Source organism: Pseudomonas sp. LBUM1663, assembly GCF_059695905.1.
The window spans coordinates 6,491,340-6,516,628 of the sequence record NZ_CP166792.1 but is presented as its reverse complement, the minus strand read 5'-3'; the positions used below and the strand labels follow the sequence as shown (position 1 = coordinate 6,516,628).

At 60.3% G+C, this 25,289-nt stretch carries 20 protein-coding genes; all 20 read left to right on the top strand.

The window, feature by feature from the left end; all coding sequences use genetic code 11:
• Positions 1-625: 625 nt before the first annotated feature.
• The 20 genes from tssA (at position 626) to ACA075_RS29820 (ending at position 25,284) form a co-directional block, all read left to right on the top strand.
• Positions 626-2,182 (top strand): type VI secretion system protein TssA, encoded by a 1,557-nt coding sequence (gene tssA / locus ACA075_RS29915; protein ID WP_497296684.1) that lies wholly within the window; start codon positions 626-628, stop codon positions 2,180-2,182.
• A gap of 32 nt (positions 2,183-2,214) precedes the next feature.
• Positions 2,215-2,718 (top strand): type VI secretion system contractile sheath small subunit, encoded by a 504-nt coding sequence (gene tssB, locus ACA075_RS29910; protein WP_403099869.1) that lies wholly within the window; start codon positions 2,215-2,217, stop codon positions 2,716-2,718.
• 28 nt (positions 2,719-2,746) lie between these two features.
• Complete coding sequence (tssC, locus tag ACA075_RS29905; protein ID WP_109626782.1) at positions 2,747-4,222, top strand: type VI secretion system contractile sheath large subunit; 1,476 nt, start codon at positions 2,747-2,749, stop codon at positions 4,220-4,222.
• Between the two features lie 14 nt (positions 4,223-4,236).
• On the top strand, positions 4,237-4,644 hold the full coding sequence (tssE, locus tag ACA075_RS29900) for a type VI secretion system baseplate subunit TssE (RefSeq protein ID WP_008150080.1): 408 nt from the start codon (positions 4,237-4,239) through the stop codon (positions 4,642-4,644).
• A gap of 10 nt (positions 4,645-4,654) precedes the next feature.
• A complete protein-coding gene (locus tag ACA075_RS29895) occupies positions 4,655-5,179 on the top strand; it encodes a PAAR domain-containing protein (protein WP_497296683.1) in 525 nt (174 codons plus the stop codon).
• A gap of 1 nt (position 5,180) precedes the next feature.
• Positions 5,181-5,858, top strand: a complete 678-nt coding sequence (locus tag ACA075_RS29890; RefSeq protein ID WP_497296681.1) for a hypothetical protein — start codon at positions 5,181-5,183, stop codon at positions 5,856-5,858.
• The gene (locus tag ACA075_RS29885; RefSeq protein ID WP_497296680.1) at positions 5,855-6,220 is read left to right on the top strand and encodes a hypothetical protein; all 366 of its coding nucleotides are present in this window, start codon (positions 5,855-5,857) and stop codon (positions 6,218-6,220) included. Before ACA075_RS29890 ends, ACA075_RS29885 begins: the two co-directional genes overlap by 4 nt.
• A 389-nt stretch (positions 6,221-6,609) precedes the next feature.
• Complete coding sequence (tssF, locus tag ACA075_RS29880) at positions 6,610-8,397, top strand: type VI secretion system baseplate subunit TssF (RefSeq protein WP_497296679.1); 1,788 nt, start codon at positions 6,610-6,612, stop codon at positions 8,395-8,397.
• A complete protein-coding gene (gene tssG, locus ACA075_RS29875; protein ID WP_010465275.1) occupies positions 8,361-9,368 on the top strand; it encodes a type VI secretion system baseplate subunit TssG in 1,008 nt (335 codons plus the stop codon). The genes tssF and tssG overlap by 37 nt, the downstream gene beginning before the upstream one ends.
• A 13-nt stretch (positions 9,369-9,381) precedes the next feature.
• Entirely contained in the window at positions 9,382-12,030 is a 2,649-nt protein-coding gene (gene tssH, locus ACA075_RS29870; RefSeq protein ID WP_497296678.1) for a type VI secretion system ATPase TssH, read from the top strand.
• Between the two features lie 10 nt (positions 12,031-12,040).
• Positions 12,041-13,558, top strand: a complete 1,518-nt coding sequence (locus tag ACA075_RS29865) for a sigma-54 interaction domain-containing protein (RefSeq protein ID WP_497296677.1) — start codon at positions 12,041-12,043, stop codon at positions 13,556-13,558.
• Between the two features lie 306 nt (positions 13,559-13,864).
• Positions 13,865-14,005 (top strand): type VI secretion protein, encoded by a 141-nt coding sequence (locus ACA075_RS29860; protein ID WP_497296676.1) that lies wholly within the window; start codon positions 13,865-13,867, stop codon positions 14,003-14,005.
• A gap of 17 nt (positions 14,006-14,022) precedes the next feature.
• Complete coding sequence (gene tagH / locus ACA075_RS29855; protein WP_497296675.1) at positions 14,023-15,219, top strand: type VI secretion system-associated FHA domain protein TagH; 1,197 nt, start codon at positions 14,023-14,025, stop codon at positions 15,217-15,219.
• A 5-nt stretch (positions 15,220-15,224) separates the two neighbouring features.
• Positions 15,225-15,725: a type VI secretion system lipoprotein TssJ gene (gene tssJ, locus ACA075_RS29850; protein ID WP_094469961.1), complete on the top strand. Its 501-nt coding sequence runs from the start codon at positions 15,225-15,227 to the stop codon at positions 15,723-15,725.
• A 2-nt stretch (positions 15,726-15,727) separates the two neighbouring features.
• Entirely contained in the window at positions 15,728-17,059 is a 1,332-nt protein-coding gene (tssK, locus tag ACA075_RS29845) for a type VI secretion system baseplate subunit TssK (protein ID WP_094469962.1), read from the top strand.
• 5 nt (positions 17,060-17,064) lie between these two features.
• Complete coding sequence (gene icmH / locus ACA075_RS29840) at positions 17,065-17,940, top strand: type IVB secretion system protein IcmH/DotU (protein WP_461977899.1); 876 nt, start codon at positions 17,065-17,067, stop codon at positions 17,938-17,940.
• A 13-nt stretch (positions 17,941-17,953) separates the two neighbouring features.
• Positions 17,954-21,493: a type VI secretion system membrane subunit TssM gene (tssM, locus tag ACA075_RS29835; RefSeq protein ID WP_497296674.1), complete on the top strand. Its 3,540-nt coding sequence runs from the start codon at positions 17,954-17,956 to the stop codon at positions 21,491-21,493.
• On the top strand, positions 21,493-22,221 hold the full coding sequence (locus tag ACA075_RS29830; protein ID WP_497296673.1) for a PP2C family protein-serine/threonine phosphatase: 729 nt from the start codon (positions 21,493-21,495) through the stop codon (positions 22,219-22,221). Before tssM ends, ACA075_RS29830 begins: the two co-directional genes overlap by 1 nt.
• The gene (locus ACA075_RS29825; protein WP_497296672.1) at positions 22,218-23,219 is read left to right on the top strand and encodes a serine/threonine-protein kinase; all 1,002 of its coding nucleotides are present in this window, start codon (positions 22,218-22,220) and stop codon (positions 23,217-23,219) included. The genes ACA075_RS29830 and ACA075_RS29825 overlap by 4 nt, the downstream gene beginning before the upstream one ends.
• A 28-nt stretch (positions 23,220-23,247) precedes the next feature.
• The gene (locus tag ACA075_RS29820; RefSeq protein WP_497296671.1) at positions 23,248-25,284 is read left to right on the top strand and encodes a type VI secretion system Vgr family protein; all 2,037 of its coding nucleotides are present in this window, start codon (positions 23,248-23,250) and stop codon (positions 25,282-25,284) included.
• Positions 25,285-25,289: the final 5 nt, after the last annotated feature.

The following is a 25,289-nucleotide window of genomic DNA, read 5'->3' as shown; positions in this document are numbered from 1 at the left end:
GAGAACCGTATTGAAAAATGGGCACACCGATTGAACCGGGTGCCCATTTTTTATGCACGGCCTTTTGTTTTGTATATGTGTTTCGTGGACTGATTAATACATTCTGGAAAAGAACTGCCCTCATCCAAATGCTCGCGCCCTCGCCCTTAAAATGACCGCTTTATATAAAGTGCCATCACGGAGATGGCACTTTCTTAATTCTCCGTTGTCGCTCTTCGTTCCGTTCACAGATGACCGCAATCTTTCGGATAGTTCCTACATTCATTCGCTTTTATTGTTGGCATGCTTCAACCCTGCTGCCATGGAGGTGCCGTCCCCGGTTTGATGAAGGTGCCGGCGACCGCTCTGCCTCAATGCTTTCAGCGCTGTCCAATGAAGGGGTAAAAATTTAATTGGTATCAGGGAATCCCCTTGCACATATAGGGAAATCTCCTACACGTAATAAACAACACTTCGTCTTGTTGTTTAATCAGATGCTTGCTAGTGGCCATCATTGTGATTACGATGCGCCCACTTGAAAGAGCACGTACTCAATTGGATGAGACTCATCGCAGCTCTTTGATACTGTCCCGCGCCGCTGCAACTGCAGTTGGCGTTCGACTGTAATCCTAATTAAAGGCCATGGATGTCCTACTCAAGCAAACTTTCTGCTCATTACCTTGATCTCGCAAAAGCCTCTGTTTCCAAAGAGAATTTCGCGGGCGAGGACGTTCGCTTTTCGAGCGAATATGAGGCACTGGAAAGCGAGCTGGCGAAAGCCTCGTCCATGCACGAAAGCGGTCAGATCGACTGGCTGAAAATCCGTGAAAACAGCGAAAACCTGCTGCGTACCCAATCCAAGGATTTGCGGGTCGGCGCCTGGCTGACGTGGGCCTTGTACCAGCGCGAATCCTTCCAAGGCCTGCTGGCCGGCCTCGGTTTGTTGCACCACTTGTGCGAGAACCACTGGGCCGAAGTTCACCCGAGCAAGGCCCGTACCCGCTCCGCTGCGATCAGTTGGCTGGTGCCGCGTCTCGAGCAAGTGCTGACCGAAAACGTTGCGATCAAAGAGCAGTTGCCGATGTTCCGGCGGCTGGTCGAGCACCTTGAAGGCCTCGATGCCGCTTGCACCGAGCACTTGAGCGACGACGCGCCGCTGCTGCTGCCGATCTCCCGCCGCCTGAAAAACATGGTGCAACGCGCCGCTGACAACCAGCCGGAACCCGGCGTGGTGGGCGCTGCGGTGGCCCAGGTCAAACAGGCCGCCACGCAGCTGTTCACCCCCGGCGCACCGATCGACAACGAAAAAGAAGCCCACAAGGCCCTGCGCGCTCAGCAGGAAAGCGCCCGTCCGTTGTGTGCCTGGTGGCTCAAGCAGAAAGCCACCGACCTGCGCGCCCTGCGCCTTAACCGCACGCTGCTGTGGCTGCCCATCGACGCGGTGCCTGAGCGCAACGCCGAGCAAATCACCGTGCTGCGCGGCTTGCCCGCCGACAAGCTCAAGGCCTATCAGGACCGTTACGACCAGGCCAAATACGCCGACCTGCTGGTGGAACTGGAGGCGAGCCTGGCGAAGGCGCCGTTCTGGTTCGATGGCCAGCGAATGGTCTGGGAGTGCCTTCAGGGCCTGAACGCCGAGATGGCAATGCGCGAAGTGGAAATCCACTTCGCGCTTTTGATTCAGCGCCTGCCCGGCATCGTCGAATTGCGTTTCCACGACGGCGCGCCGTTTGCCGATCCGGCCACCCGTGCCTGGATCAGCGCTAACGTCATGCCGCACCTGCAAAGCGCCAGTGCGCCACGCAAGGTCGAAGTCGCCGACACCCAGCCAGCCTGGGAAGTGGCCCTCGAAGAAGTCCTGCCGATCCTGCGCAAAGACGGCCTCAAGGCCGCCGTGCAGATCCTCAAGCAGGGCCTGCAGGGCGCTCAAGGCGGGCGGGCGCGATTTTTCTGGCAGTTCGCCTTGGCGCGGCTGTGCTTCATGGCCAAGAAGTACGAACTGGCCAGGACCCAACTCGAAACACTCGACCAAACATTACAGGACTCAGGCCTGAACGCCTGGGAGCCCGATCTTGCGCTGGAAGTGCTGCATTTACTGCATAGCTGCTGCGAGTTGTTGCCGCAGAACCATGCTGTACGTGAACGCAAGGAAGAGATTTATCGCAGGCTGTGCCACCTCGATCTCGAAGTGGTACTCGAATAGGCCCCAGGGCCACAACCGCAAGGAGAAAAGCCATGGCCAAAGAAGGCTCGGTAGCCCCCAAGGAACGCATCAACGTCACTTTCAAACCTGCCACCGGTGGTGCACAGGAAGAGATCGAACTGCCGTTGAAACTACTGGCAATCGGTGACTACACCCACCGCAAGGATGAACGCAAAGTCGAAGATCGCAAGCCGATCAGCATCGACAAAATGACGTTTGACGAAGTGCTGGCCAAGCAAGAGCTGACCCTGACACTGAGCGTGCCGAACCGTCTTCAGGAAGAAGGTGACACTGAAGAACTGGCCGTGAAACTGCGCGTCAACTCGATGAAGGACTTCAACCCGGCCTCGCTGGTCGAGCAAGTGCCTGAGCTGAAAAAACTGATGGAACTGCGCGACGCGCTGGTGGCCCTCAAAGGCCCGCTGGGTAACGCGCCTGCGTTCCGCAAAGCCATCGAAGGCGTTCTCGCCGACGACGAATCCCGCGGTCGCGTACTGGGTGAGCTGGGCTTGAACGCCGCAGCCCAGGACGCCTGAGTCTCTATCAGCCAAGGAAGCCAACACAATGAGCACTAGCGCAGCACAGCAAAAGAGCAAAGAGAACGGCGAATACAGCATTCTCGACAGCATCATCGCCGAAACCCGCCTGACGCCGGACGACGAAGCCTACGACATCGCCAAACGCGGTGTGTCGGCGTTCATCGAAGAGCTGCTCAAGCCGCAGAACAACGGTGAGCCGGTCAAGAAGGCCATGGTCGACCGCATGATCGCCGAGATCGATGCCAAGCTCAGCCGCCAGATGGACGAAATCCTGCACCACCCTGACTTCCAGTCCCTGGAATCGTCGTGGCGTGGCCTGCAGTTGCTGGTCGACCGCACCAACTTCCGCGAAAACATCAAGATTGAAATCCTCAACGTCTCCAAAGAAGACCTGCTGGACGATTTCGACGATTCGCCGGAAGTGATGCAATCGGGTCTGTACAAGCACATCTACACCGCTGAATACGGTCAGTTCGGTGGTCAGCCGGTGGGCGCGATCATCGCCAACTACTTCATGTCCCCAAGCTCGCCGGACGTGAAACTGATGCAGTACGTGTCCAGCGTAGCCTGCATGTCGCACGCACCGTTCATTGCGGCTGCCGGCCCGAAATTCTTCGGCCTGGAAAGCTTCACCGGCCTGCCGGACCTCAAGGATCTGAAAGATCACTTCGAAGGCCCGCAATTCGCCAAATGGCAGAGCTTCCGCCAGTCGGAAGACTCCCGTTACGTTGGCCTGACCGTGCCGCGTTTCTTGCTGCGTAACCCGTACGACCCGGAAGAAAACCCGGTTAAATCGTTCGTGTACAAAGAAACCGTCGCCAACAGCCACGAGCACTACCTGTGGGGCAACACTGCCTACGCGTTCGGCACCAAGCTGACCGACAGCTTCGCCAAATTCCGCTGGTGCCCGAACATCATCGGCCCGCAGAGCGGTGGCGCGGTTGAAGACCTGCCGTTGCACCACTTCGAAAGCATGGGCGAAATCGAAACCAAGATTCCTACCGAGGTTCTGGTTAGCGACCGTCGTGAATACGAACTGGCCGAGGAAGGCTTCATCTCCCTGACCATGCGCAAAGGCTCCGACAACGCGGCGTTCTTCTCCGCGAGCTCGGTGCAGAAGCCGAAGTTCTTCGGCATCAGCGCAGAAGGCAAGGCAGCAGAGCTGAACTACAAGCTCGGCACCCAACTGCCGTACATGATGATCGTCAACCGTCTGGCTCACTACTTGAAAGTGCTGCAGCGCGAGCAACTCGGTTCGTGGAAAGAACGTACCGACCTCGAGCTGGAACTCAACAAGTGGATCCGCCAGTACGTGGCCGACCAGGAAAACCCAAGCGCCGAAGTCCGTGGCCGTCGTCCACTGCGCGCTGCCCAGATCATCGTCAGCGATGTTGAAGGCGAGCCTGGCTGGTACCGCGTCAGCCTGAACGTGCGCCCGCACTTCAAGTACATGGGTGCAGATTTCACCCTGTCGCTGGTTGGCAAGCTGGACAAAGAGTAAGCGGAGCCTGAGTCATGACTGGATACGGCAGCCTTTTCGAACGCCTGGGTGGCGACGCGGACAAACGCGTCGGCTGGAGCCGCGAGGTCTCCGCCATGGCGTCCGTGGCTGCCCATCTGGCCAAGATGCTCAGCACCCGTGCGGGCAGCGTGCAAACGCTGTCCGATTACGGGCTACCCGATCTCAATGACATGCGTCTGAGCCTGCACGACTCCCTGAGTCAGGCCCGTCTGGCCATCGAAAATTTCATCGAAGCCTACGAGCCACGCCTGAGCAATGTGCGTGTCATCTCCCTGCCGCGTGACCACGATCAGCTTCGCCTGTCCTTCAGCATCGAAGGCTTGCTGGAAGTTGATGGTTTCAAGCGTCAGGTCAGTTTCGCCGCGCGCCTGGATGGCAGCGGTCAAGTCAAGGTCAACTAAGGAGATTCGTATGTCCGGCAAACCAGCAGCCCGCGTATCCGACCCCACCGCTTGCCCGCTCCCCGGCCACGGCACCAACCCGATCGCTGCCGGTTCCGGCGACGTCTTCTTCGACGGCCTCGCGGCCGCCCGCCAAGGCGATGCCTCGGCGTGTGGTGGTGCGATGTCGGGCGGATTGGCGACGACGGTTTTGATCAACGGCAAACCGGCTGCGACGGTGGATTCCGTCGGGACCCATGGCAACAAGGTTACGGCCGGGTCCGGGACGGTGATTATCGGGAATTCGCATTCTCCGGTGCCGTTTATTCCGCCGGTACCACTGAACATATTTGGGTTTGATGTGTGTGTTCAATTGCTGGATTCGGCAACTGGAGCGCCACTCAAGAATGTCTCCTATGTGGCAATTCTTGAGGACGGCACCGAGGTTCAAGGGGTTACCGATGAGGCGGGACTCTCTAAATCGTTAGGTAAAAAAGCACAATCACAAAACGTCCAGTTTGCTGCCAAGCCAAACTGGCTTTTGCGGGGGGAGTGAAATGGCTCAAGCCGCTCAAGTCACAACGGTAGCCACAACGCCGGCCGTAGAAGTAGCGCCCGTCCCGGTCTATTTGGTTGGCGACCAGGACTACGTTATTCCGGTAGTTTTTCCTGACTATAAAATTCATATCGACGGTTATCAGACGACATTATTCGGTAGGAAGATTGAAATCCCAGGCGGTAGCGCTCCGTATCTTGGGCATGCGGGGGTTCTAATCATTAATGGGAAAACCGGGCAGGCGAAATATTATGAATATGGTCGATATCCAGGCCCGGGTCCTGCTGGTCGTGTACGTGTTGGGCAAATCCCTGACGTCGTACTGAAAGGTGGAGCGATTACTGAATCATCCCTTAAGAAAACGTTAAGACATATTGCTGCTAAACATGGTCAGTCAGGAAATATTACTGGGGTCGTATTAAGAGGTGCTGTCTTCGATAAAGCACTGGCGTGGCTAAAGGAAAAAGAGGCCGAGAATACCAATGATAAGCGGCAAGAGTATGATCTCGGTAATCATAACTGCGTAACTTTCGCGACTGATCTGGCAGAGTCTGTCGGCTTTTCTATTCCATTCCGTACGCGTGTTGTCGTGCCAAGCGCTTATATTACTCAGTTCCAATTTAGCGAGCCGGATTTGGACTATACATTTGCTACAGACACGCTGGAGATCACGAAGTGAAGCTGCTGAAATGGTCCGTCATCTCTCTTTTAGCGATGACGTTGATGTTGGCGGTTGTTGCTTACTCATTGATTGATCGCTCCGACAGAAAGGTACCGACTTTGAAAGATCATCCCAATGCTTACTGGAGTGGGGCGCAGGACGGTGGTGTTTTTTTTGAGATCACCAAAGCAAATCCCCCGGCCTATTACATTGAAGTCCGTTACGAGAGCGGCGATATCTGGTCCGAGGGTTGGGTGAAATACGAGGGTAGCGGTGAAGGCAAGCTTTCCAGCAAGGACTTGCTTGGGTATGACGGCGGGGATGATGTTTATTTGCAGGATGGAACTGCCCTCAAGCTGAGCCCGGTGAGACTAAAATAAGACTGTGAACAGACTATGGTCGTTATGAATAGAGCTCTAATCACAAGATCAGTACTGGCTTCGGCTGTCGCATTGGTTTTGCCGTTCGCATTGTACGAGATATTTGTTGTGGCTAAGACTGGTACGATCGAACCGTATACTTATACTGTTTCGTTACCTCTAAGCCTGATCTCTTTCGCTCTAATTCAAGCTTCAGTCGGTTATGGGATTGTTGTCGGATGGAGTGCGTCAGGAATGTCGAAACATATAGCGCTACTAAGTCTGTGGTTTAGTAGTGCTTTATTTTTATGGTTGTTTCCGTGCCTGTTTCCGAGCGGTGGATTGTAATGATGTCACTTGCACGCTACAGAACAGTTTTTTCATGAGATTCAATACCAGGCAGGTAACCCGTGTCGTTTAACCACTACTACCAAAGCGAACTCACCGCACTTCGCCAGTTAGGTCGTCGATTCGCCGAGCGTAGCCCGGCGTTGGCGCCTTTCCTGGGTCAGGCCGGGCGGGATCCGGACGTGGAGCGGTTGCTGGAAGGTTTTGCATTCCTGACCGGGCGCCTGCGCCAGAAGCTCGACGACGAGTTGCCGGAGCTGAGCCATTCGTTGATGCATCTGCTGTGGCCCAACTACATGCGGCCGCTGCCGGCGTTCAGCATTTTGCAGTTCGACCCGCTGAAGCGTTCGGGTCCTGCGTTGATGGTCGAGCGCGACACTCCAGTTGAGAGCGTGCCGATCGATGACGTGCGTTGCCGCTTCCGCACCTGCTACCCGACCGAAGTGTTGCCGCTGGATCTGGCCGCGCTGAATTACTCGGTGAAGGGCGACGGTTCGTTGTTGAGCCTGCGTCTGGAGATGAGTGCTGACGGTCACCTCGGCGAACTCGAACTCAGCCGTTTGCGTCTGCACTTCGCCGGTGAGCGCTACATCAGTCAGATGCTCTACCTGAGCCTGCTGCGCAATCTGGAAGGCATCGAACTGATCCCGCTGGATGGCGCCGGCAAACCCATCAATGGCGTCAACGGCACGCCGATGGCGTTCAAGATGCCCGGCGACCGTGTGCAACCGGTAGGTTTTGCCGAAGAAGAAGCGTTGATCCCCTATCCGCTGAACACCTTCCGTGGCTATCGCTACCTGCAGGAATACTTCGCCTTCCAGGACAAATTCCTGTTCGTCGATATCAACGGTCTGGACCTGCTCAAAGCGCTGCCGGAAGACACCCTCAAACAGGTACGCGGCCTCGAATTGCGTTTCGACATTCGCAAGAGCGGCATCCTGCGCATGCGTCCGACGCTGGACAATGTGAAGCTCTACTGCACGCCCATCGTTAACCTGTTCAAGCACGACGCACTGCCGATTCGCCTCGACGGCAAGCAAGACGAATACCTGCTGCTGCCCGCCGAATTCGATCTGCAGAACTGCGGCGTGTTCTCGGTGGAAACCGTCACGGGATGGAAGCCCGGCGGTCTCGGGTATCAGGAATACGTGCCGTTCGAATCCTTCGAGCACGACCCGAGTTTCGACGTGCCCAACAGCCGTCCGCATTACAGCATCCGCCAGCGTTCGTCCCTGTTGCACGACGGCCTCGACACCTACCTGAGCTTCGGCATCCGCCACACCGAAGCCCACGAAACCCTGTCGATCGAGCTGATGTGCACCAACCAGAACCTGCCCAAAAAGCTCAAGCTCGGCGACATCAGCCAGGCCTGCGAAGAGACGCCGGAGTTCCTGAGTTTCCGCAACATCACTCCGGCTACCCCGAGTTACGCGCCGCCGCTGAACCGCGACTTCCTCTGGAAGCTGATCAGCAACATGTCGCTCAACTACCTGTCCCTGGCCGACGTCAACGCGTTGAAGGTGATTCTGGAAACCTACGACCTGCCGCGCTACTACGACCAACACGCTGAAAAAGTCAGCAAACGCCTGCTGGGCGGGCTCAAGTCGATCAAGCACCAACACGTAGACCGGTTGCACCGGGGGTTGCCGGTTCGCGGGTTGCGCACCGAGCTGACCATCGACCCGGAAGGGTATATCGGTGAGGGCGACCTGTTCGTTTTCGCCTCGGTTCTTAACGAGTTTTTCGCGCTTTACGCCAGTCTCAATTCGTACCACGAGCTGCGGGTAAAAAGCACACAGGGAGAGGTGTACCAATGGACACCACGTATGGGCCTTCAGCCGCTTCTTTAAGCGGACTGACCCGAGGAATACGCGAGTACTCGCTGTTTCAGGCCGTGCTGCTGGTGGTTGACCGGCTGCGCGAGGCCCACCCGCACCTGAGCCAGGACGATCTGTACGACCAGCTCGAATTCCAGGCCAACCCGAGCCTGGGTTTCCCGGGCAGCGACGTCGATCGCGTGGAGTTTTTCCACGAGCACGGACAGATGCGCGCGCGCCTGCGTTTCAACCTGATCGGCCTGGTCGGTTCCGGCTCGCCGCTGCCGGCGTTTTACGGTGAGCAAGCCTTGGGCGACAGCGAAGACGGCAACCCAACCCGCAACTTCCTCGACTTGTTCCACCATCGCCTGCAACGGCTGATGCTGCCGATCTGGCGCAAATACCGATACCGCGCCAGTTTCGAGAGCGGCGCGCTCGATCCGTTTTCTTCCCAGCTGTTTGCGCTGATCGGCCTTGGCGGCGAAGAGATCCGCAAGGCCCAGGAGCTGAACTGGAAGCGCCTGCTGCCGTACCTCGGCCTGCTCAGCTTGCGGGCGCACTCGGCGGCGCTGATCGAAGCGGTGCTGCGTTACTACTTCAAGCACGCTGAACTGACCATCGAGCAATGCATCGAGCGTCGCGTGGAGATTCTCGACGAGCAGCGCAATCGTTTGGGCCGCGCCAACAGCCTGCTTGGCGAAGACCTGGTGCTGGGCGAACACGTGCGCGACCGCAGCGGCAAATTCCGCATTCACATCCGCGAACTCGACTGGCAACGCTTCCACGAATTCCTGCCGATCGGTTTCGGTTACCAGCCGCTGTGCGCGCTGGTGCGGTTCACCCTGCGTGATCCGCTCGATTACGACATTCGCCTGGTGTTGCGCCAGGAAGAAATCCGCGAACTGCGCATCGGTGAGCAAAACGCCTGTCGCCTGGGATGGACCAGTTGGCTGGGCCGCGAAAAAGCGGACGGCGTGGTAACCCTGGGCAGCAAAATTCATTAAGGACAGATGACCCATGATCAACGTAGACCTGCAACAACTTATCCAGGCGCTGGACGCCGAAACCCGTCGTGACCTGGAAAGTTCGGCCGAACGTTGCGTCGCCCGTGGCGGCAGCAAAATCCTCGTCGAAGACTTGCTGCTCGGCCTGCTGGAGCGCCCGCAGGGCCTGCTCGCACGCGCGCTGCAAGACGCCGAAGTGGATGCTGGCGAACTGAGCGCCGCGTTGCAATCGCGGGTCGAGCACAGCGCCTCGCGCAATCCGGTGTTCGCCCCGGAACTGGTGCAGTGGCTGCAAGACGCGTTGCTGGTGGCCAACCTTGAACTGGGCCAGAGCCAGGTCGAGCAAGCTGCGTTGATCCTCGCGCTGCTGCGCAACCCGATGCGCTACGCCGGCAGCCGCTACCAGTCGTTGCTGGCCAAACTGAACATCGAACGCCTGAAAGAATTCGCCCTGTCGCAGAAAGAACAACCGGCCACTGGCAAATCCGCCGTACCGGGTGAATCGCTGCTGGAGCGCTTCACGCATAACCTGACTCAACAGGCCCGCGACGGCAAACTCGACCCGGTGCTGTGCCGCGATGGCGCGATCCGTCAGATGGTCGACATCCTTGCCCGTCGCCGCAAGAACAACCCGATCGTGGTCGGTGAAGCCGGCGTCGGTAAAACCGCCATCGTCGAAGGATTGGCCTCGCGCATTGCCGCCGGTGAAGTGCCGCAAGTCTTGAAAGGCGTCGAACTGCTGTCGCTGGACATGGGCCTGTTGCAGGCCGGCGCCAGCGTCAAAGGTGAATTCGAACGTCGCCTTAAAGGCGTGATCGACGAAGTCAAAGCCTCGCCAAAACCGATCATCCTGTTCATCGACGAAGCCCACACCCTGATTGGCGCGGGCGGCAACGCTGGCGGATCGGACGCGGCCAACCTGCTCAAGCCAGCCCTGGCTCGTGGCGAGTTGCGCACCATCGCCGCCACCACGTGGGCAGAGTACAAAAAATACTTCGAAAAAGACCCGGCCCTGGCCCGTCGCTTCCAGCCAGTGCAACTGCACGAACCGACCGTCAGCGAAGCGGTGACCATCCTCCGTGGTCTGGCTCAGGTGTACGAGAAGAGCCACGGCATCTACCTGCGCGATGACGCGGTGGTGGCGGCGGCGGAATTGTCGGCGCGTTACCTCGCGGGCCGTCAGCTGCCGGACAAAGCCGTCGACGTCCTCGACACCGCGTGCGCTCGCGTTCGCATCAGCCTCGCCGCCGCTCCGGAAAGCCTCGAACGGCTGCGTGGCGAATTGGCCGAAGGTGGCCGTCAGCGTCAGGCCCTGCGCCGCGACGCCGAAGCAGGCTTGCTGATTGATCACGAAGCGCTGGACGCTTTGGAAGATCGTCTGGCGGCTGCCGAAGAGGAAATGGTCGCACTGGAAACCCTGTGGACCGAACAGAAAGAACTGGCCGAGCGCCTGCTGGACCTGCGTCAGCAACTGGCCAAGGCTCGTGAAGCGGCAGCCGTCGAGCCAATCGTCACGGTTGAAGAAGACGCCGAAGGCACCGTGATCGAAACCCTGCCGGTGGACGAAGCGCACAGCGTCGAAACCCTGGAAGCCGCACTCAACGAAACGCACAAAGCCCTGACCGAGCTGCAGATCAAAGAGCGTCTGGTGAGCTTCGAAGTGTGCCCGCGTCTGGTTGCTGAAGTGATCAGCGCCTGGACCGGCGTGCCATTGGCGCAACTGGCCCGCGAGCACAACGCCAAGGTCGCGAGCTTCGCCACAGACCTGCGCACCCGCATTCGTGGTCAGGAGCAAGCGGTCCACGCCCTGGACCGCTCAATGCGCGCCACCGCTGCCGGCCTCAACAAACCTGATGCGCCGGTGGGCGTGTTCCTGCTGGTCGGCCCAAGTGGCGTGGGTAAAACCGAAACCGCGCTGGCCCTGGCCGACTTGCTGTACGGCGGTGATCGGTTCATCACCACCATCAACATGTCCGAGTTCCAGGAGAAGCACACCGTCTCGCGCCTGATCGGTGCGCCACCGGGCTACGTCGGTTACGGCGAAGGCGGCATGCTCACCGAAGCCGTGCGTCAGAAGCCGTACTCGGTCGTTCTGCTGGATGAGGTCGAAAAAGCCGACCCTGACGTGCTCAACCTGTTCTACCAAATCTTCGACAAAGGCGTGGCCAACGACGGCGAAGGGCGCGAGATCGACTTCCGCAACACGTTGATCCTGATGACCTCGAACCTGGGCAGCGACCGCATCAGCGAACTCTGCGAAAACGGCGCACGCCCATCGGCCGAAGTCCTCGAAGAAACCATCCGCCCGGTGCTCAGCAAGCACTTCAAACCAGCGCTGCTGGCGCGGATGCGTGTAGTGCCTTACTACCCGGTGGGCGGCCCGGTGCTGCGCGAGTTGATCGAGATCAAACTCGGTCGTCTGGGCGAACGCCTGAACCGTCGTCAGCTGGATTTCACCTACTCGCAAGACCTCGTCGATCACCTGGCCGAACGTTGCACCCAAAGCGACAGCGGCGCGCGTCTGATCGACCACTTGCTCGACCTGCACGTGCTGCCGCTGGTGGCCGACCGCTTGCTCGACGCGATGGCCACCGGTGAAAGCCTCAAGCGTGTCCACGCGACGCTCGACGGCGGCGCCAGCGTGATGTGCGAGTTCGCCTGAGGTGGGTGTGATGTTCACTCAAGTGCCGCAACCGCTGGTCTATGCCGAAGCCTTGCTGGCGCAGTTCGCCAGCCTGTCGCGCGCGGCGGACGGTGCTGCGCTGCTGGGTGACTTCGTGCGCGGGTTGGCCGAACTCAGTGGTTGCGAGCTGACGCAGCTGTACCTGCTGGACGCGACCCACACATGCCTGGGGATGAACGCCGAGTGCCTCAACGGCATCCTGCAACCCCGGGAAGCGGAGAGCCTGCCGGCGGATTACAACGGTGAACAACTGCTGCAATTCGCCCTGTGCCAGAACCGCGTGGTGAGCCTCAGCGAGTTGAGCGGCAGCCTGCACGAAACCAGTTTCCTGCCACCGCAGGCCACGCCTTGGCAGTCGCTGTTGTGCGTGCCGCTGGTCAATCAGCAGAAGGCCGTTGAAGGCTTGCTGCTGTGCGCCAGTCGCCGGCACATCGACCTGCAAGGCTTTGCCGATTCCCTCGCTCAACTGGGTTCGTTCGTGCTGGGCCAACTGCATCTATTGCAGCGATTGCGGCAACCGACAGGGGAGGCGAGACCGCTGAAGGCCAGCATTCCGAGCGCCAGCGGTTACGGCCTGATCGGCAAGAGCAAGGCCATGCGCGAGACGTATTCGCTCATCAGCAAAGTCCTGCACAGCCCTTACACCGTGCTGCTGCGTGGCGAAACCGGCACCGGCAAGGAAGTGGTCGCGCGCGCGATTCACGACTGCGGCCCGCGCCGTTCCCAGGCGTTCATCGTGCAGAACTGCGCGGCGTTCCCCGAGAACCTGCTGGAAAGCGAGCTGTTCGGCTACCGCAAAGGCGCGTTCACTGGCGCGGACCGCGACCGTGCCGGACTGTTCGATGCGGCCAATGGCGGCACCTTGCTGCTCGATGAAATTGGTGACATGCCGTTGTCCCTGCAAGCCAAGCTGCTGCGCGTGTTGCAGGAAGGCGAGATCCGCCCGCTGGGCTCCAACGACACCCACAAAATCGACGTGCGCATCATCGCCGCGACGCACCGGGATTTGTCGGTGCTGGTCAGCGAAGGCAAATTCCGCGAGGACTTGTACTACCGCCTCGCGCAATTCCCGATCGAGTTGCCGGCCCTGCGTCAACGCGAAGGCGACATCCTCGACCTGGCCCGTCACTTCGCCGAGAAGGCGTGCTCGTTCTTGCAGCGCGATGCGGTGCGTTGGTCCGATGCGGCGCTGGATCACCTGTCCGGCTATGCGTTCCCCGGCAACGTGCGCGAGCTCAAAGGCCTGGTCGAACGCGCGGTGCTGCTGTGCGAGGGCGGCGAGTTGCTGGCCGAGCATTTCTCCCTGCGCATGGAAGCCATGCCGGAAGACAACAGCCTGAACCTGCGCGAGCGCCTGGAGCAGGTCGAACGCACTCTGCTGCTCGATTGCCTGCGCAAAAACGACGGCAACCAGACCCTCGCCGCCCGCGAACTAGGCCTGCCACGCCGCACGCTGCTGTACCGCCTCGGGCGCTTGAATATCAACCTGGGTGATTTCGATGGTTAACCCCATTTTCTACCCACCAATAACTCTGGCTGGAATGCTTGCTTTGGCCAGCACATTCCCTGTGGCGAGGGAGCTTGCTCCCGCTGGGCTGCGCAGCAGCCCCAAAACCATGCGCCGCAGTGCCTCAGTCAAACCGCATTCGTTGATTTACGACTGCTGCGCAGCCGAGCGGGAGCAAGCTCCCTCGCCACAGGGGATCGGCTCTAACCACCGGATTAGAGCCCCACAACCCATTTCATTAGCTTTCGATAGCGCCGCCCAACCGGGTCGGCGCTTTGTGCTTTGTCTACCCATGGAGACCCTCTGATGCCTGTTCGTCACTGGCAAGCCGTCCTGCTGACCCTCTTCGTTTTATGCGGCCTCGGCGGCTGTAGCGGCAATTACAAATTCAACGACAACACCTATCGCCCATTGGGTGATCCGCAGGCGGTCAATCGCGGCAAGTGACCGCAAGGAGTATCACCATGGAACTGGTTTTCGAAATGCTGAACACCAAGCAGTTCGTGCCCACGGATTTGTGCCAGAAGACCTTCAAGCAGGCCGGTGGCGTGATTGGGCGTGGCGAGGATTGCGACTGGATCATTCCCGACCGCAAGCGTCACCTGTCCAACCACCACGCGGTGATCAGCTACCGCGAAGGCACGTTTTTCCTGACCGATACCAGCAGCAACGGTATCCAGGACAGCGAAAGCGGCGCGCGCCTGCGCAAGGGCGAAGCGATGCGCATCGAACACGGCAGCGTGTACGTGCTGGGTGATTTCGAGATCCGTGCGCGACTGGTGCGCGACCCGGCGACTTTCGACGTGGAAGTCGGCCGCCCGCAAGCGGCCGGCAGCATCATTCCTGATGATGCGTTCCTTGACCTCGATCCGCTGAACGCCCTCGATCAGCAAGAGCGCGTGTATTCGGAAATCGACGAGCTGATCTCCCCGAGCACCACCATCGAGGACACCCGTCAGCGCGCCGACTACGCCCGCATCGACATGGAAAGCCTGATGGTCCCGGAGCTGATCAACGCCCCGGCAGAGCCAGCGCCCGCGCCACCGCCGAAAGCCGTCGAGCGTCAGAGCGAAGGTTTCTGGGAGCACTTCGGTGCGGCGCTGGGCGTGGACCTCAAAGGCCTCGACCATGACGCTCGCGAAGCCCTGGCGCTGAATGCAGCACGCTTGCTAAAGCAGAGCGTCGGCGGTTTGCAGCAGAGCCTGCGCACCCGCAGCGAACTGAAAAACGAACTGCGCCTGGCCCAGACCCTCGTTCAAGGCACCCACAAAAACCCGCTGAAATTCGCCGTTGATGCGGGTGAAGCGCTGGGTATTTTGCTGCAGCCGAACAAGCCGGGTCAGTTGCCGGCCGAGCAAGCGATCTCTCGCTCGTTCCGTGATTTGCAGGCGCATCAAGTGGCCTTGCTGACCGCCAGCCGCGCCGCCGTTCGCGGCACGCTGGAACACTTCTCGCCAGAGCAGTTGACCTTGCGTTTCGAACGCGACAACAAGCCGATTCTGGCCACGTCCGGCAGCCGCTGGAGAGCGTATGGCCGTTATCACCAGGCCCTGCGCCAGGACGATGACTGGAGCGAGCGCCTGTTGGCCCGCGACTTTGCTCAGGCCTACGAAGAACAGATTCGCCTGATTTCCACCCTTCACACCGACCACCAAGGATGATGCGCATGTCTCGCTGCTCGACCGCTTTTTTCAAGACGCTGACGGCGTTCGCGGCCCTGGTGCTGCTGGCCGGCTGCTCGTCGCTGTCGCCGTATTCTCACGTCACCAAGCTCAACCTGAAGCTCACTGCCAGCGATCAGCTGAACCCGGACCTCAACGGTCGTCCGTCGCCGATCGTCGTGCGCCTGTTTGAGCTCAAGCACCCGGTGACCTTCGAGAACGCTGACTTCTTCAGCTTGTACGAGCGCGCCAAGGAATCCCTGGCCCCGGACCTGGTGGCCAGCGAAGAACTCGAACTGCGCCCGGGCGAAACCGTCGAGCTCAAGCTCAGCGTGGAGGAGGGCAGTCGCTACGTCGGCATCCTCGCTGCCTACCGTGACCTGCCGGAAACCAAATGGCGCTACACGGTGCAAGTCACCCCGGTGGAAGTCACCGACGCTGATTTGACCCTCGATCAGGCCGGTATTCGCAACAGCAACGAAACGCTCGCCAAGGCGGATGACTGAACATGAACTCCCATAAAGTCATTTGGCAGGAAGGCATGCTGCTGCGTCCGCAGCACTTCCAGCATAACGACCGCTATTACGACCACCAGATGAAGACCCGCACTCAGTTGCTGGGCAGCTACACCTGGGGCTTCCTCAATCTGGAAATCGATTTGCAGTTCCTCAACATGGGCAAACTGGTGATCAGTCAGGCCTCGGGGATTCTGCCGGACGGCAGCCTGTTCGAACTCGGCGGAAACACCGAGCCATTGGCCCTCGACGTGCCACCGAACACCGGCAACACGCCGATCTACCTGGCGCTGCCGCTGGTCACCGGCAATCACATCGAGTCGCGCCGCCCGGAGCAATCCGACGTGCTGGCGCGCTACACCGCGTATGAAGCGGAAGTCGCCGACTCCAACGCCGGTGACGATTCCGCGAGCCAGGTCAGCTGCGGCCGCCCGGATTTCAAACTGTTGCTCGGCGAGCAGCAAAGCGACCAGGCCTACGTGAAGCTGAAGATCTGCGAAGTGCTCGATACCACGCCCGACGGCGTGATCAGCCTCGACCCGGACTTCGTGCCGACCTACATTCAGGCGCATGCCTCCAGCTACCTGCTGTCGTGTCTGAAAGAAGTGATCAGCATGCTCGGTCACCGGGGCGACACCATCGCCGAGCGCATCCGTTCCAACGGCAAGGTCGGTGGCGCGGAAGTCGGCGACTTCATGATGCTGCAACTGATCAACCGCACCGAACTGCTGCTGCGGCACTACCTCGGCCTGGAGCAGGTTCACCCGGAAGAGTTGTACCGCACGCTGCTGACCATGCTCGGCGACTTGGCGACCTTCTCCAGCGACAGCAAACGCCCGCGTCTGGACAGCCGTTACCAGCACAGCGACCAGGGCGCGAGCTTCCGCAAACTGATGGAAGCGATTCGTCAGGTGCTGTCGATGGTGCTCGAACAGCACGCCATCGAACTGGTCCTGCAAGCGCGTCAGTACGGAATCATCGTCTCGCCATTGCACGACCACAAACTGCTGGGCTCGGCGTCGTTCGTGCTCGCGGCCAGTGCCAACTGCGATTCCGAAGAACTGCGCCACCGCTTGCCGGCGCACCTCAAGGTCGGCCCGGTGGAGCGCATCCGCCAACTGGTCAACCTGCACCTGCCGGGCATCAAGGTCAAACCGTTGCCGGTGGCACCACGGCAGATCGCGTTCCACTCCAACAAAACCTATTTCATTCTCGAACTCAGTTCCGAAGACCTGGCACAACTCGAGCGCTCCGGCGGCTTCGCGTTCCACGTGTCCGGCGAATTCGCCGAGCTTGAACTGAAATTCTGGGCCATCAGGAACTGACCGACATGATCAAGGACATGGAACATAACCAGGACGATAAAACCGTCCTGCTCGACCGCCAGGGCCACGGCCCGGCGCAGAGTCCGCTCACCGATTTCGCCGCACCGCCGCGTTTCGAACAGCTCGAAGAACGGATGATTTACGCCGCGCGTTTGCGCCCGGCGGAATCCTTCAACATCAGCCTCAATTCGCTGGTGGCCGCCGCGTCCGATCTGTTGTCGGAAGTGGTGCGCCTCAAGCACAGCGACACCCGCGAAGACATGTACGCGCTCAACGAGCGACTGACCGCCGGGTTGAAACTGTTTGAAGTGCGCGCCCTGCACAACGGCGCCGAAAGCAGCCAGGTGATGGCCGCGCGTTACGTGCTCTGCACCGTGGTCGACGAAGCCGTCGTCACCACGCCGTGGGGTAACGAAAGCGAGTGGTCGCAGATGAGCCTGCTCAGCAGCTTCCACAACGAAACCTTCGGTGGCGAGAAGTTCTTCCAGTTGCTGGATCGCCTGTCGAAAAACCCGGTCAAGCACCTTCCGATGCTGGAGCTGATGTACCTGTGCCTGTCCCTCGGTTTCGAAGGCAAGTACCGCGTGCAAGCCCGCGGCATGCTCGAACTCGAAGGCATCCGCGACGCCTTGTATCGCCAGATCCGTCAGTTGCGCGGCGACGTGCCACGTGAGCTTTCGCCACATTGGGAAGGCTTGAACGATCAGCGCCGCAGCCTGGTGCGCATCGTGCCGGCGTGGATGGTGGTGCTGTTCACCGTGGTCTGCCTGGTGGTGATGTATTCGGGTTTCGCCTGGGTCTTGGGCGAGCAACGCGAAACCGTTCTGCAACCTTTTCAGCAGCTAGATCCGGCCGCGGTCCAGCCGCAGTCGCAGCCGTAAACAGGGACGTGTGATGAAAAAGTTTTTCAAGAAAGTCGGCGCATTCTTGCGCAAGACCTGGGTCTGGACCTTGCTGGTGGTGCTGTTTGTCGCGCTGCTGGTGTGGTTTGTCGGGCCGCTGCTGGCCGTTGATGACTACAAGTTCTGGGAAGGTTCGACCTCCCGCCTGCTGACCATCAGTGTGCTGTTCCTGATCTGGGGCCTGACCATGGTCTTCGTCAGCTGGCGCGCTGGCGTGCGTAAAAAAGCCGTCGAAGACAGCGAAGACGGCCAGGACCGTATCCGCCGTGAAGAGCTGATCGACGAAGAACAAAAAGAGCTTCGCGTGCGCTTCAAGGATGCGTTGAAAACCCTGAAGACTTCGAGCCTGTATCGCGGTCGCAGCGAGCGCTGGCGCAGTGATTTGCCGTGGTACTTGCTGATCGGTCCGCAGGGCAGCGGCAAGACCAGTTTGCTGGACTTCTCGGGCCTTGAGTTTCCGATCAACAAGATCGACCGCAAACTGACCCGCGATACCCTCGGCACCCGTCATTGCGACTGGTATTTCGCCGACCACGGTGTGCTGATCGACACCGCCGGGCGTTACCTGACCCAGCCGGATGCCGAAGTCGACGGGAGTGCCTGGAGCACCTTGCTCGACCTGCTGCGCAAGCGTCGCCGCAACCGTCCGTTGAACGGCGTGCTGGTGACCATCCCGGTTGAATTGCTGCTGGGCAACACCGAGCAAGACCTCGACACCCTGGCTCGTCAGGTGCGTGCGCGTCTGCAAGACGTGCATCAGAAACTGCACGTCGATGTGCCGGTTTACCTGGTGCTGAGCAAGGCCGACAAGCTGCTCGGTTTCGACGAGTTCTTCGATCAACTGACCCGCGAAGAAAGCGATCAGGTGCTCGGCACCAGCTTCCGCAAGGAGCAGAGCGGCACCGACGTCGCCGTCCTGCGCGCCGAGTTTGAAGAGCTGCTGCGTCGCCTGAACAGCCAAGTGATCATGCGCATGCACCAGGAGCGCGACACCCAGCGCCGTGGCCGCATTCTCGACTTCCCGCATCAACTGGGGCAGATCGGCGAGCGCCTGTGCCTGTTTGTCGACATGGCGTTCACCGGCAACCGCTACCAGCGTGTCAGCCAGTTGCGCGGTTTTTACCTGACCAGCGCACCGCACCTGACCCAAGAGATGGACCAGACCACCGCCGGCATCGGCGCCAGTCTGGGCATGAGCGCCGGCATGCTGCCGACCTTGCGCAGTGGCCGTTCGCGGTTCATTCACCATTTGCTCAGCCGGGTGATTTTCCCCGAGGCCGATCTGGCCGGTCTGGACAAGCGCGAACGCAGCCGCATCCATTGGGGCCAACGTGCGCTGTACGTCGGCGCATTGGCGGCACTGGCGCTGTTCGGCATGCTGTGGGCGGGCGGGTTCTCCGCCAACTACGAGCGTCTGGAAAACCTGCGCAACCTGGCCACCAACTGGACGCAGCAGCGCTCGGCCCTGACCGCGCGTGATGATTCCATGGCGGTGCTCAAGACCCTCGACACCAGCTACGCGGCGACTCAGGTCTTCCCGAAAAAAGGTGACGTGTCGTACCACGAACGTGGCGGCCTGTTCCAAGGTGAAGAGGTCAACCCGGTGGTCAAGGACGCGTACGAGCGTGAGCTCGAAGCGCAATTGCTGCCGAAGGTCGCGACGCTGCTGGAAGGGCAGATCCGCGCCAACATGAAAGACCGCGAACGTCTGCTCAACAGCCTGCGCGCGTACCTGATGTTGAACATGAAGGATCGTCGCGACGGGCCGTGGCTCAAGGATTGGGTCGCCACCGAGTGGTCCCAGCGCTACGCCGGCAACACCGCGGTGCAGAACGGTTTGAACACGCACTTCGAGCGTTTGCTCAAGCAGCCGTTTATCTACCCGCTGAACGATCAACTGGTGGCGCAGGCGCGTCAGGTGCTGCGCAGCGAGTCGCTGGCCAACGTGGTTTACCGGATGCTGCGCGAGCAGGCCCGCAACCTGCCGGAATACCGTTTGAGCCAACACATGGGCCCGCAGGCTTCACTGTTTGTCGGCACCGACTACGTGATCCCGGGGTTCTACACCCAGCAGGGTTATCAGCAGTACTTCTCGGTTCAGGGTTCTGCGCTGGTCACCGACATCCTGCGTGACAACTGGGTGCTGGGCGAAGGCTCGGGCATCAGCGGCATGGACTTGCGTCGCCTGATGGTCGAACTGGAGCAACTGTACTTCCGCGACTACGCCAACTTCTGGAGTGAAGCGGTTGGCCAGGTGGCCTTGCCACCGATCAACGATGCGGGCGAGGGCGCCGAGCAACTGGCGGGCCTGACTTCTGCTAACTCCCCGGTGCTGCAACTGCTGGTGGAAGTGCGCGAGAACACCCGTTTCCCGGCAGACGCCGAACCGGTTGATCAAGCGGCTGATGCCGCTGCAGCGCTGGGAGAGCAGAAGGGCAAGTTGGGCAAGCTGGGCAAACTCGCGTCTGCCGCAGCAGACCAGGCCGCGGACATGACCGCGATGAAAAACCTGCCGGACACCGCGAAGAAATCCCTGCAACGTCGCTTTGAACCGCTGCACCGTCTGCTGGATGACAACAACGGCCCGGCCGCTGATTTGACCCCGGCACTCGCGGCGCTCAACGACCTGCAACTGCAACTGGCGAGCCTGGCGCGTGCCAGTTCCCCGGATCAGGCCGCGTTCGAAATGGCCAAGACCCGCATGAGTGGCCAGCGTGATGCGCTGAGCGCCCTGCGCAATGCCTCGAACCGTCTGCCGCGTCCGGTCAGCGTGTGGTTCAACGTCCTGGCTGAAGACACCTGGCGTCTGGTGCTGAACGATTCCTACCAGTACCTGAACCAGCGTTATCAGAGCGAGCTGTACAGCTTCTACGGCAAGGCGATCAACAAGCGTTATCCGTTCAGCGCCCACAGCACCAGCGACGTAGCGATCAGCGACTTCCGCGAGTTCTTCAAGGCGCAGGGCATCAACGATCGCTTCTTCGAGACCTACATGCGTCCGTTCGTCAGTGGCGATCCAGGCAACTACCGCCTGCGCACCATCGACGGTCACAGCATGCCGATCTCCAAGGTCTACCTCGACCAGATGGCCGCGGCCCAAGTGATCCGCCAGAGCTTCTTCTCGGTCAACCCGGCCGAGCCGCAAGTGCAGTTCAAACTGGAGCCGTACACCCTCGACCCGGCCGTCAGCCGTTCCGAGTTCAAGTTTGGCGACAAGACCATCGAATACCGCCACGGCCCGATCGTGCCGGTGTCGTTCAAATGGCCGACCGACGCTGAAGACGGTCGCACCAGCCTGGTCCTCGACAAAATGGCCGGCCGCCCGATCGGTATCGAGAAGAACACCGGCCCATGGTCGCTGTTCCGTCTGTTCGATCTGATGCAGACCGAATACCTCAGCGGTCGCGACGTGCTGGTGCTGAAAGCTGACGTGGGTGGCCTGCGCGCCAATTACCTGCTCAGCAGCCAGCGCACGCCGAACCCATTCGACATGGGCGTGCTGCGCACCTTCCGTATGCCGGTGCAGCTCTGATGCTGGTTGCCAGTCCCTGGCGCAGCGCTGCGCGTACCGACGCCGGCAAGGTTCGGGCGCGCAACGAAGATGCTTTCCTCGACTGTCCACAGCAGGGGCTGTGGGTGGTCGCGGACGGCATGGGCGGTCATCAGGGTGGCGATATCGCCAGCCAGTTGATCGTCGCCAGCCTGGCGGAATTGCCGGTGCAGGACGACTTCGACGAACGACTCAAAGGCATTCGCCAGTGCCTGCACTGGTTGAATCGCCGCCTGGGTCAGGAGTTGACCGTCACCGCCGGGCGCCATGACAGCATCATGGGCAGCACCGTGGTGGCACTGCTGGTGGACGGCAATCGCGCGGCCTGCATCTGGGCCGGCGACAGCCGTTGCTACCTGTGGCGTGGCCAGCGTTTGTATCAGCTGTCCAAGGACCATTCGCTGCAACAGCAACTGATCGACGAGCAAAACATGAGCGTCGAAGACGCCCGTGCGCATCCGTCGGCCCATGCCCTGACCCGTGCGGTCGGCGCTGCTGATGTGCTGACGCTGGACGTGCTCGAGCTCGAGGTTTACCCCGGCGATACGTTTCTGTTGTGCAGCGACGGTTTGTACCAAGGGCTCAGCAGCGATGCCTTGGGCAATGCCCTGAGCCTGACCGCGCCGCACGTTGCGCTGGAGCGTCTGTTCGACGGCGCCCTGCGTGGCTCGGCCCGGGACAACCTGACTGCCGTGGTGATCCGACAATGACCCAACTCATGCCGCCGCTCGACGACCTGCTGGTGACCGACGAGGAAGCCAATAACCTGACTTACTTTGCGTTCGCCAAATCTCACAAGGCCGAGCCCGCGCTGGCGCCAACCAAGGCCAGCGTCGGCGAAATGCCCGACGTGCTCGCAGGCCGTTACCGCATCGAGCGTCTGCTCGGTGCCGGCGGCATGGGCGCGGTTTACCGCGCACGGGACTTGCTGAGCGAACAGTTCGGCGATCCCGACCCTTACATCGCGCTGAAAATTCTCAGCGAAGAATTTGCCGAATCGCCGGACGCCAGCGCCTTGCTCTACAGCGAGTTCGCCCTGATCCGGCGCCTGCGCCACGACAACGTGCTGCGCTTGCACAGCTTTGAAGTGGACACCGATTGCCAGCGCGCCTTCATCACCATGGAACTCATGCGTGGGCTGACCCTGGACAAACTGCTCTGCGAGCGCCCCTTGGGCCTGCCGTGGAAAGAACTGCGCGACATCGCGCTGCCGCTGCTCGACGCGCTGGCCTACGCCCACGCTCGCGGCGTGCTGCACGGTGACATGAAACCAAGCAACGTGATGCTCAGCGAAGAAGGCGTGCGCCTGTTCGACTTCGGTCTCGGCCAGGCAGAGGAGGGCATCTTGCCCGGCCTGCCACACCTGAGCCGCGACCGCTTCAACGCCTGGACCCCGGGCTACGCCGCCCCGGAACTGCTCGAAGGCCAACCGCTGTCGGCCAGCGCCGATGTGTACGGTGTTGCCTGCGTGCTCTACGAACTGGCGGGCGGCAAACACCCGTTCCGCCGCTTGTCGTCGATCGAGGCCCGCGATGGCCAACTCGACCGCGAGCTGCACGCTCCACGGAATCTACCGAAACACTGCTGGCCAGCCCTGCGAACGGCGCTGGCTTTCGATGCGGCCAAGCGCACCATCACCGCCGCACAATTGCGTGACGCCTTGGGCGCCACTTCGTCTTTGCTGCAACGCCTGCGACTGCGGGCGTAACGGATGACTACCGAACAGGGAGCAAGCAATGTTCAACTCCGCTAACGAAACCCACTTCAGCCTGACCGTCGAAGACTACGTGGGCGACCTGCAAGTGCTGTCGTTCACCGGCACCGAAGGCATCAGCCAGCCGTATCGCTTCGACCTGGAACTGGTCAGCGAAAACCCCGATCTGGACCTGGAAAAACTCCTGCACAAACAGGCGTTCCTAGCGTTCGATCCGCAGGGCTCAGGCATCCACGGCCAGATCTACCGCGTCGCCCAAGGCGATGCCGGCAAGCGCCTGACCCGCTATAAGGTCTCCCTGGTGCCGCAACTGCAATACCTGCATCACCGCACCAACCAGCGCATCTACCAGCAGATGTCCGCGCCGAAAATCATCGCGCTGATCCTCGACGAGCACGGCATCAAGGGCAACGCCTACTGCTTCCAGCTCAGCCAGCCCTGCCCGGACCGCGACTACTGCGTGCAATACGACGAAACCGACCTGCACTTCGTCCAACGCCTGTGCGAAGAGGAAGGCATTCACTACCACTTCCAACACAGCGAGAAGGGTCATCTGCTGGTGTTCGGTGACGACCAGACCGTGTTCCCGAAACTCGGGCAGCCAACGGCCTACGTGCAAGGCAGCGGCATGGTCGCCGACGAGCCCGTCATCAAAGGCTTCAAACTGCGCCTCGAAACCCGCACCGGCCGCGTCACCCGCCGCGACTACGACTTCGAAAAACCGCGCCTGCAACTTGAAGCCGCCTACAAACCCGACGGCGAAAGCACCGAACCGGATCTGGAAGATTACGACTACCCCGGCCGTTTCCTCGACCGCGCGCGCGGCAAATTCCTCAGCCAACGCGCCCTCGAACGCCACCGCGCCGACTATCAGCAAGCAGAAGGCCACGGCGACCAGACCAGGCTCATCAGCGGCCACTTCCTGGAAATGTCCGACCACCCGCGCACCGAGTGGAACGACCTCTGGCTGCTCACCGAAATCGTCCACGAAGGCAAACAACCGCAAGTCCTCGAAGAGTCCGTGACCAGCGACACCACCGACAACAAAGACGACTTCCACCAGGGCTACCGCAACCGCTTCCTCGCCACCCCATGGACCGTGTTCTACCGTCCGGCGCTGGAACATCCCAAACCCCGCGTCCTCGGCAGCCAGACCGCCATGGTCACCGGCCCCAAAGGCGAAGAAATCCACTGCGACCAATACGGCCGCATCAAAGTGCAATTCCACTGGGACCGCGAAGGGTTGGCGGATGACAAAACCAGTTGCTGGATGCGCGTGTCTTCGAGTTGGGCTGGGGATCGGTATGGCGCGATTGTCATTCCGAGGATTGGGATGGAAGTGCTGGTGACGTTCCTTGAAGGGGATCCTGATCAGCCGTTGGTGACGGGGTGCCTGTACCACAAGGAAAACCAGGTTCCCTACGAGCTGCCGGCTAATAAAACCCGCACCGTATTCAAAACCCTCAGCTCACCGGGGGGCGGCGGGTTTAATGAACTGCGGATTGAGGACAAGAAGGGAGCGGAGCAAATCTTCATCCATGCCCAGCGGGATTGGGATGAAAACATTGAGCATGATCAGAAGATTCGTGTGGGCAATGAACGCCACGATACGGTCGTCAAGAACACCTACACCGAGCTCAAGGCTGAAGAACATCGCACGACGATTGCTGATCGTAAGGTTGAAACGCGGCTGGATGATCACCTGACGATTGGGCAGAACCAGCATGTGAAGCTGGGGACTGCGCAGCTGACGAGTGTCGGGAAAGAGATTCATCTGAAGGCTGGGGCGAAGATTGTTATCGAGGCTGGCAGCGAACTCACCATTTTGGGGGGCGGGAGCTTTATCAAACTGGATGCCGGTGGGGTGACGGTTGTTGGGCCGGTGGTGAAGATTAATGCGGGTGGATCGGCGGGGTCGGGGACTGGGATTGGCATCAAGCCGCCGGTTCTGCCGGGGGCTGCGGATAAGGATAAGGCGGGGAGTTTGATGGATCAGGCGTTGGGGAATGCTCCGCCTGAGAAGGTTAAACCGAAGGCTTTTTTTGTGTTTTCTGAGTGATCGAC

Coding starts and splice junctions, on each gene's coding strand:
- tssA (WP_497296684.1), top strand. CDS start 626: ATGTCCTACTCAAGCAAACTTTCTGCTCATTACCTTGATCTCGCAAAA.
- tssB (WP_403099869.1), top strand. CDS start 2,215: ATGGCCAAAGAAGGCTCGGTAGCCCCCAAGGAACGCATCAACGTCACT.
- tssC (WP_109626782.1), top strand. CDS start 2,747: ATGAGCACTAGCGCAGCACAGCAAAAGAGCAAAGAGAACGGCGAATAC.
- tssE (WP_008150080.1), top strand. CDS start 4,237: ATGACTGGATACGGCAGCCTTTTCGAACGCCTGGGTGGCGACGCGGAC.
- ACA075_RS29895 (WP_497296683.1), top strand. CDS start 4,655: ATGTCCGGCAAACCAGCAGCCCGCGTATCCGACCCCACCGCTTGCCCG.
- ACA075_RS29890 (WP_497296681.1), top strand. CDS start 5,181: ATGGCTCAAGCCGCTCAAGTCACAACGGTAGCCACAACGCCGGCCGTA.
- tssG (WP_010465275.1), top strand. CDS start 8,361: ATGGACACCACGTATGGGCCTTCAGCCGCTTCTTTAAGCGGACTGACC.
- tssH (WP_497296678.1), top strand. CDS start 9,382: ATGATCAACGTAGACCTGCAACAACTTATCCAGGCGCTGGACGCCGAA.
- ACA075_RS29865 (WP_497296677.1), top strand. CDS start 12,041: ATGTTCACTCAAGTGCCGCAACCGCTGGTCTATGCCGAAGCCTTGCTG.
- ACA075_RS29860 (WP_497296676.1), top strand. CDS start 13,865: ATGCCTGTTCGTCACTGGCAAGCCGTCCTGCTGACCCTCTTCGTTTTA.
- tagH (WP_497296675.1), top strand. CDS start 14,023: ATGGAACTGGTTTTCGAAATGCTGAACACCAAGCAGTTCGTGCCCACG.
- tssJ (WP_094469961.1), top strand. CDS start 15,225: ATGTCTCGCTGCTCGACCGCTTTTTTCAAGACGCTGACGGCGTTCGCG.
- tssK (WP_094469962.1), top strand. CDS start 15,728: ATGAACTCCCATAAAGTCATTTGGCAGGAAGGCATGCTGCTGCGTCCG.
- icmH (WP_461977899.1), top strand. CDS start 17,065: ATGATCAAGGACATGGAACATAACCAGGACGATAAAACCGTCCTGCTC.
- tssM (WP_497296674.1), top strand. CDS start 17,954: ATGAAAAAGTTTTTCAAGAAAGTCGGCGCATTCTTGCGCAAGACCTGG.
- ACA075_RS29830 (WP_497296673.1), top strand. CDS start 21,493: ATGCTGGTTGCCAGTCCCTGGCGCAGCGCTGCGCGTACCGACGCCGGC.
- ACA075_RS29825 (WP_497296672.1), top strand. CDS start 22,218: ATGACCCAACTCATGCCGCCGCTCGACGACCTGCTGGTGACCGACGAG.
- ACA075_RS29820 (WP_497296671.1), top strand. CDS start 23,248: ATGTTCAACTCCGCTAACGAAACCCACTTCAGCCTGACCGTCGAAGAC.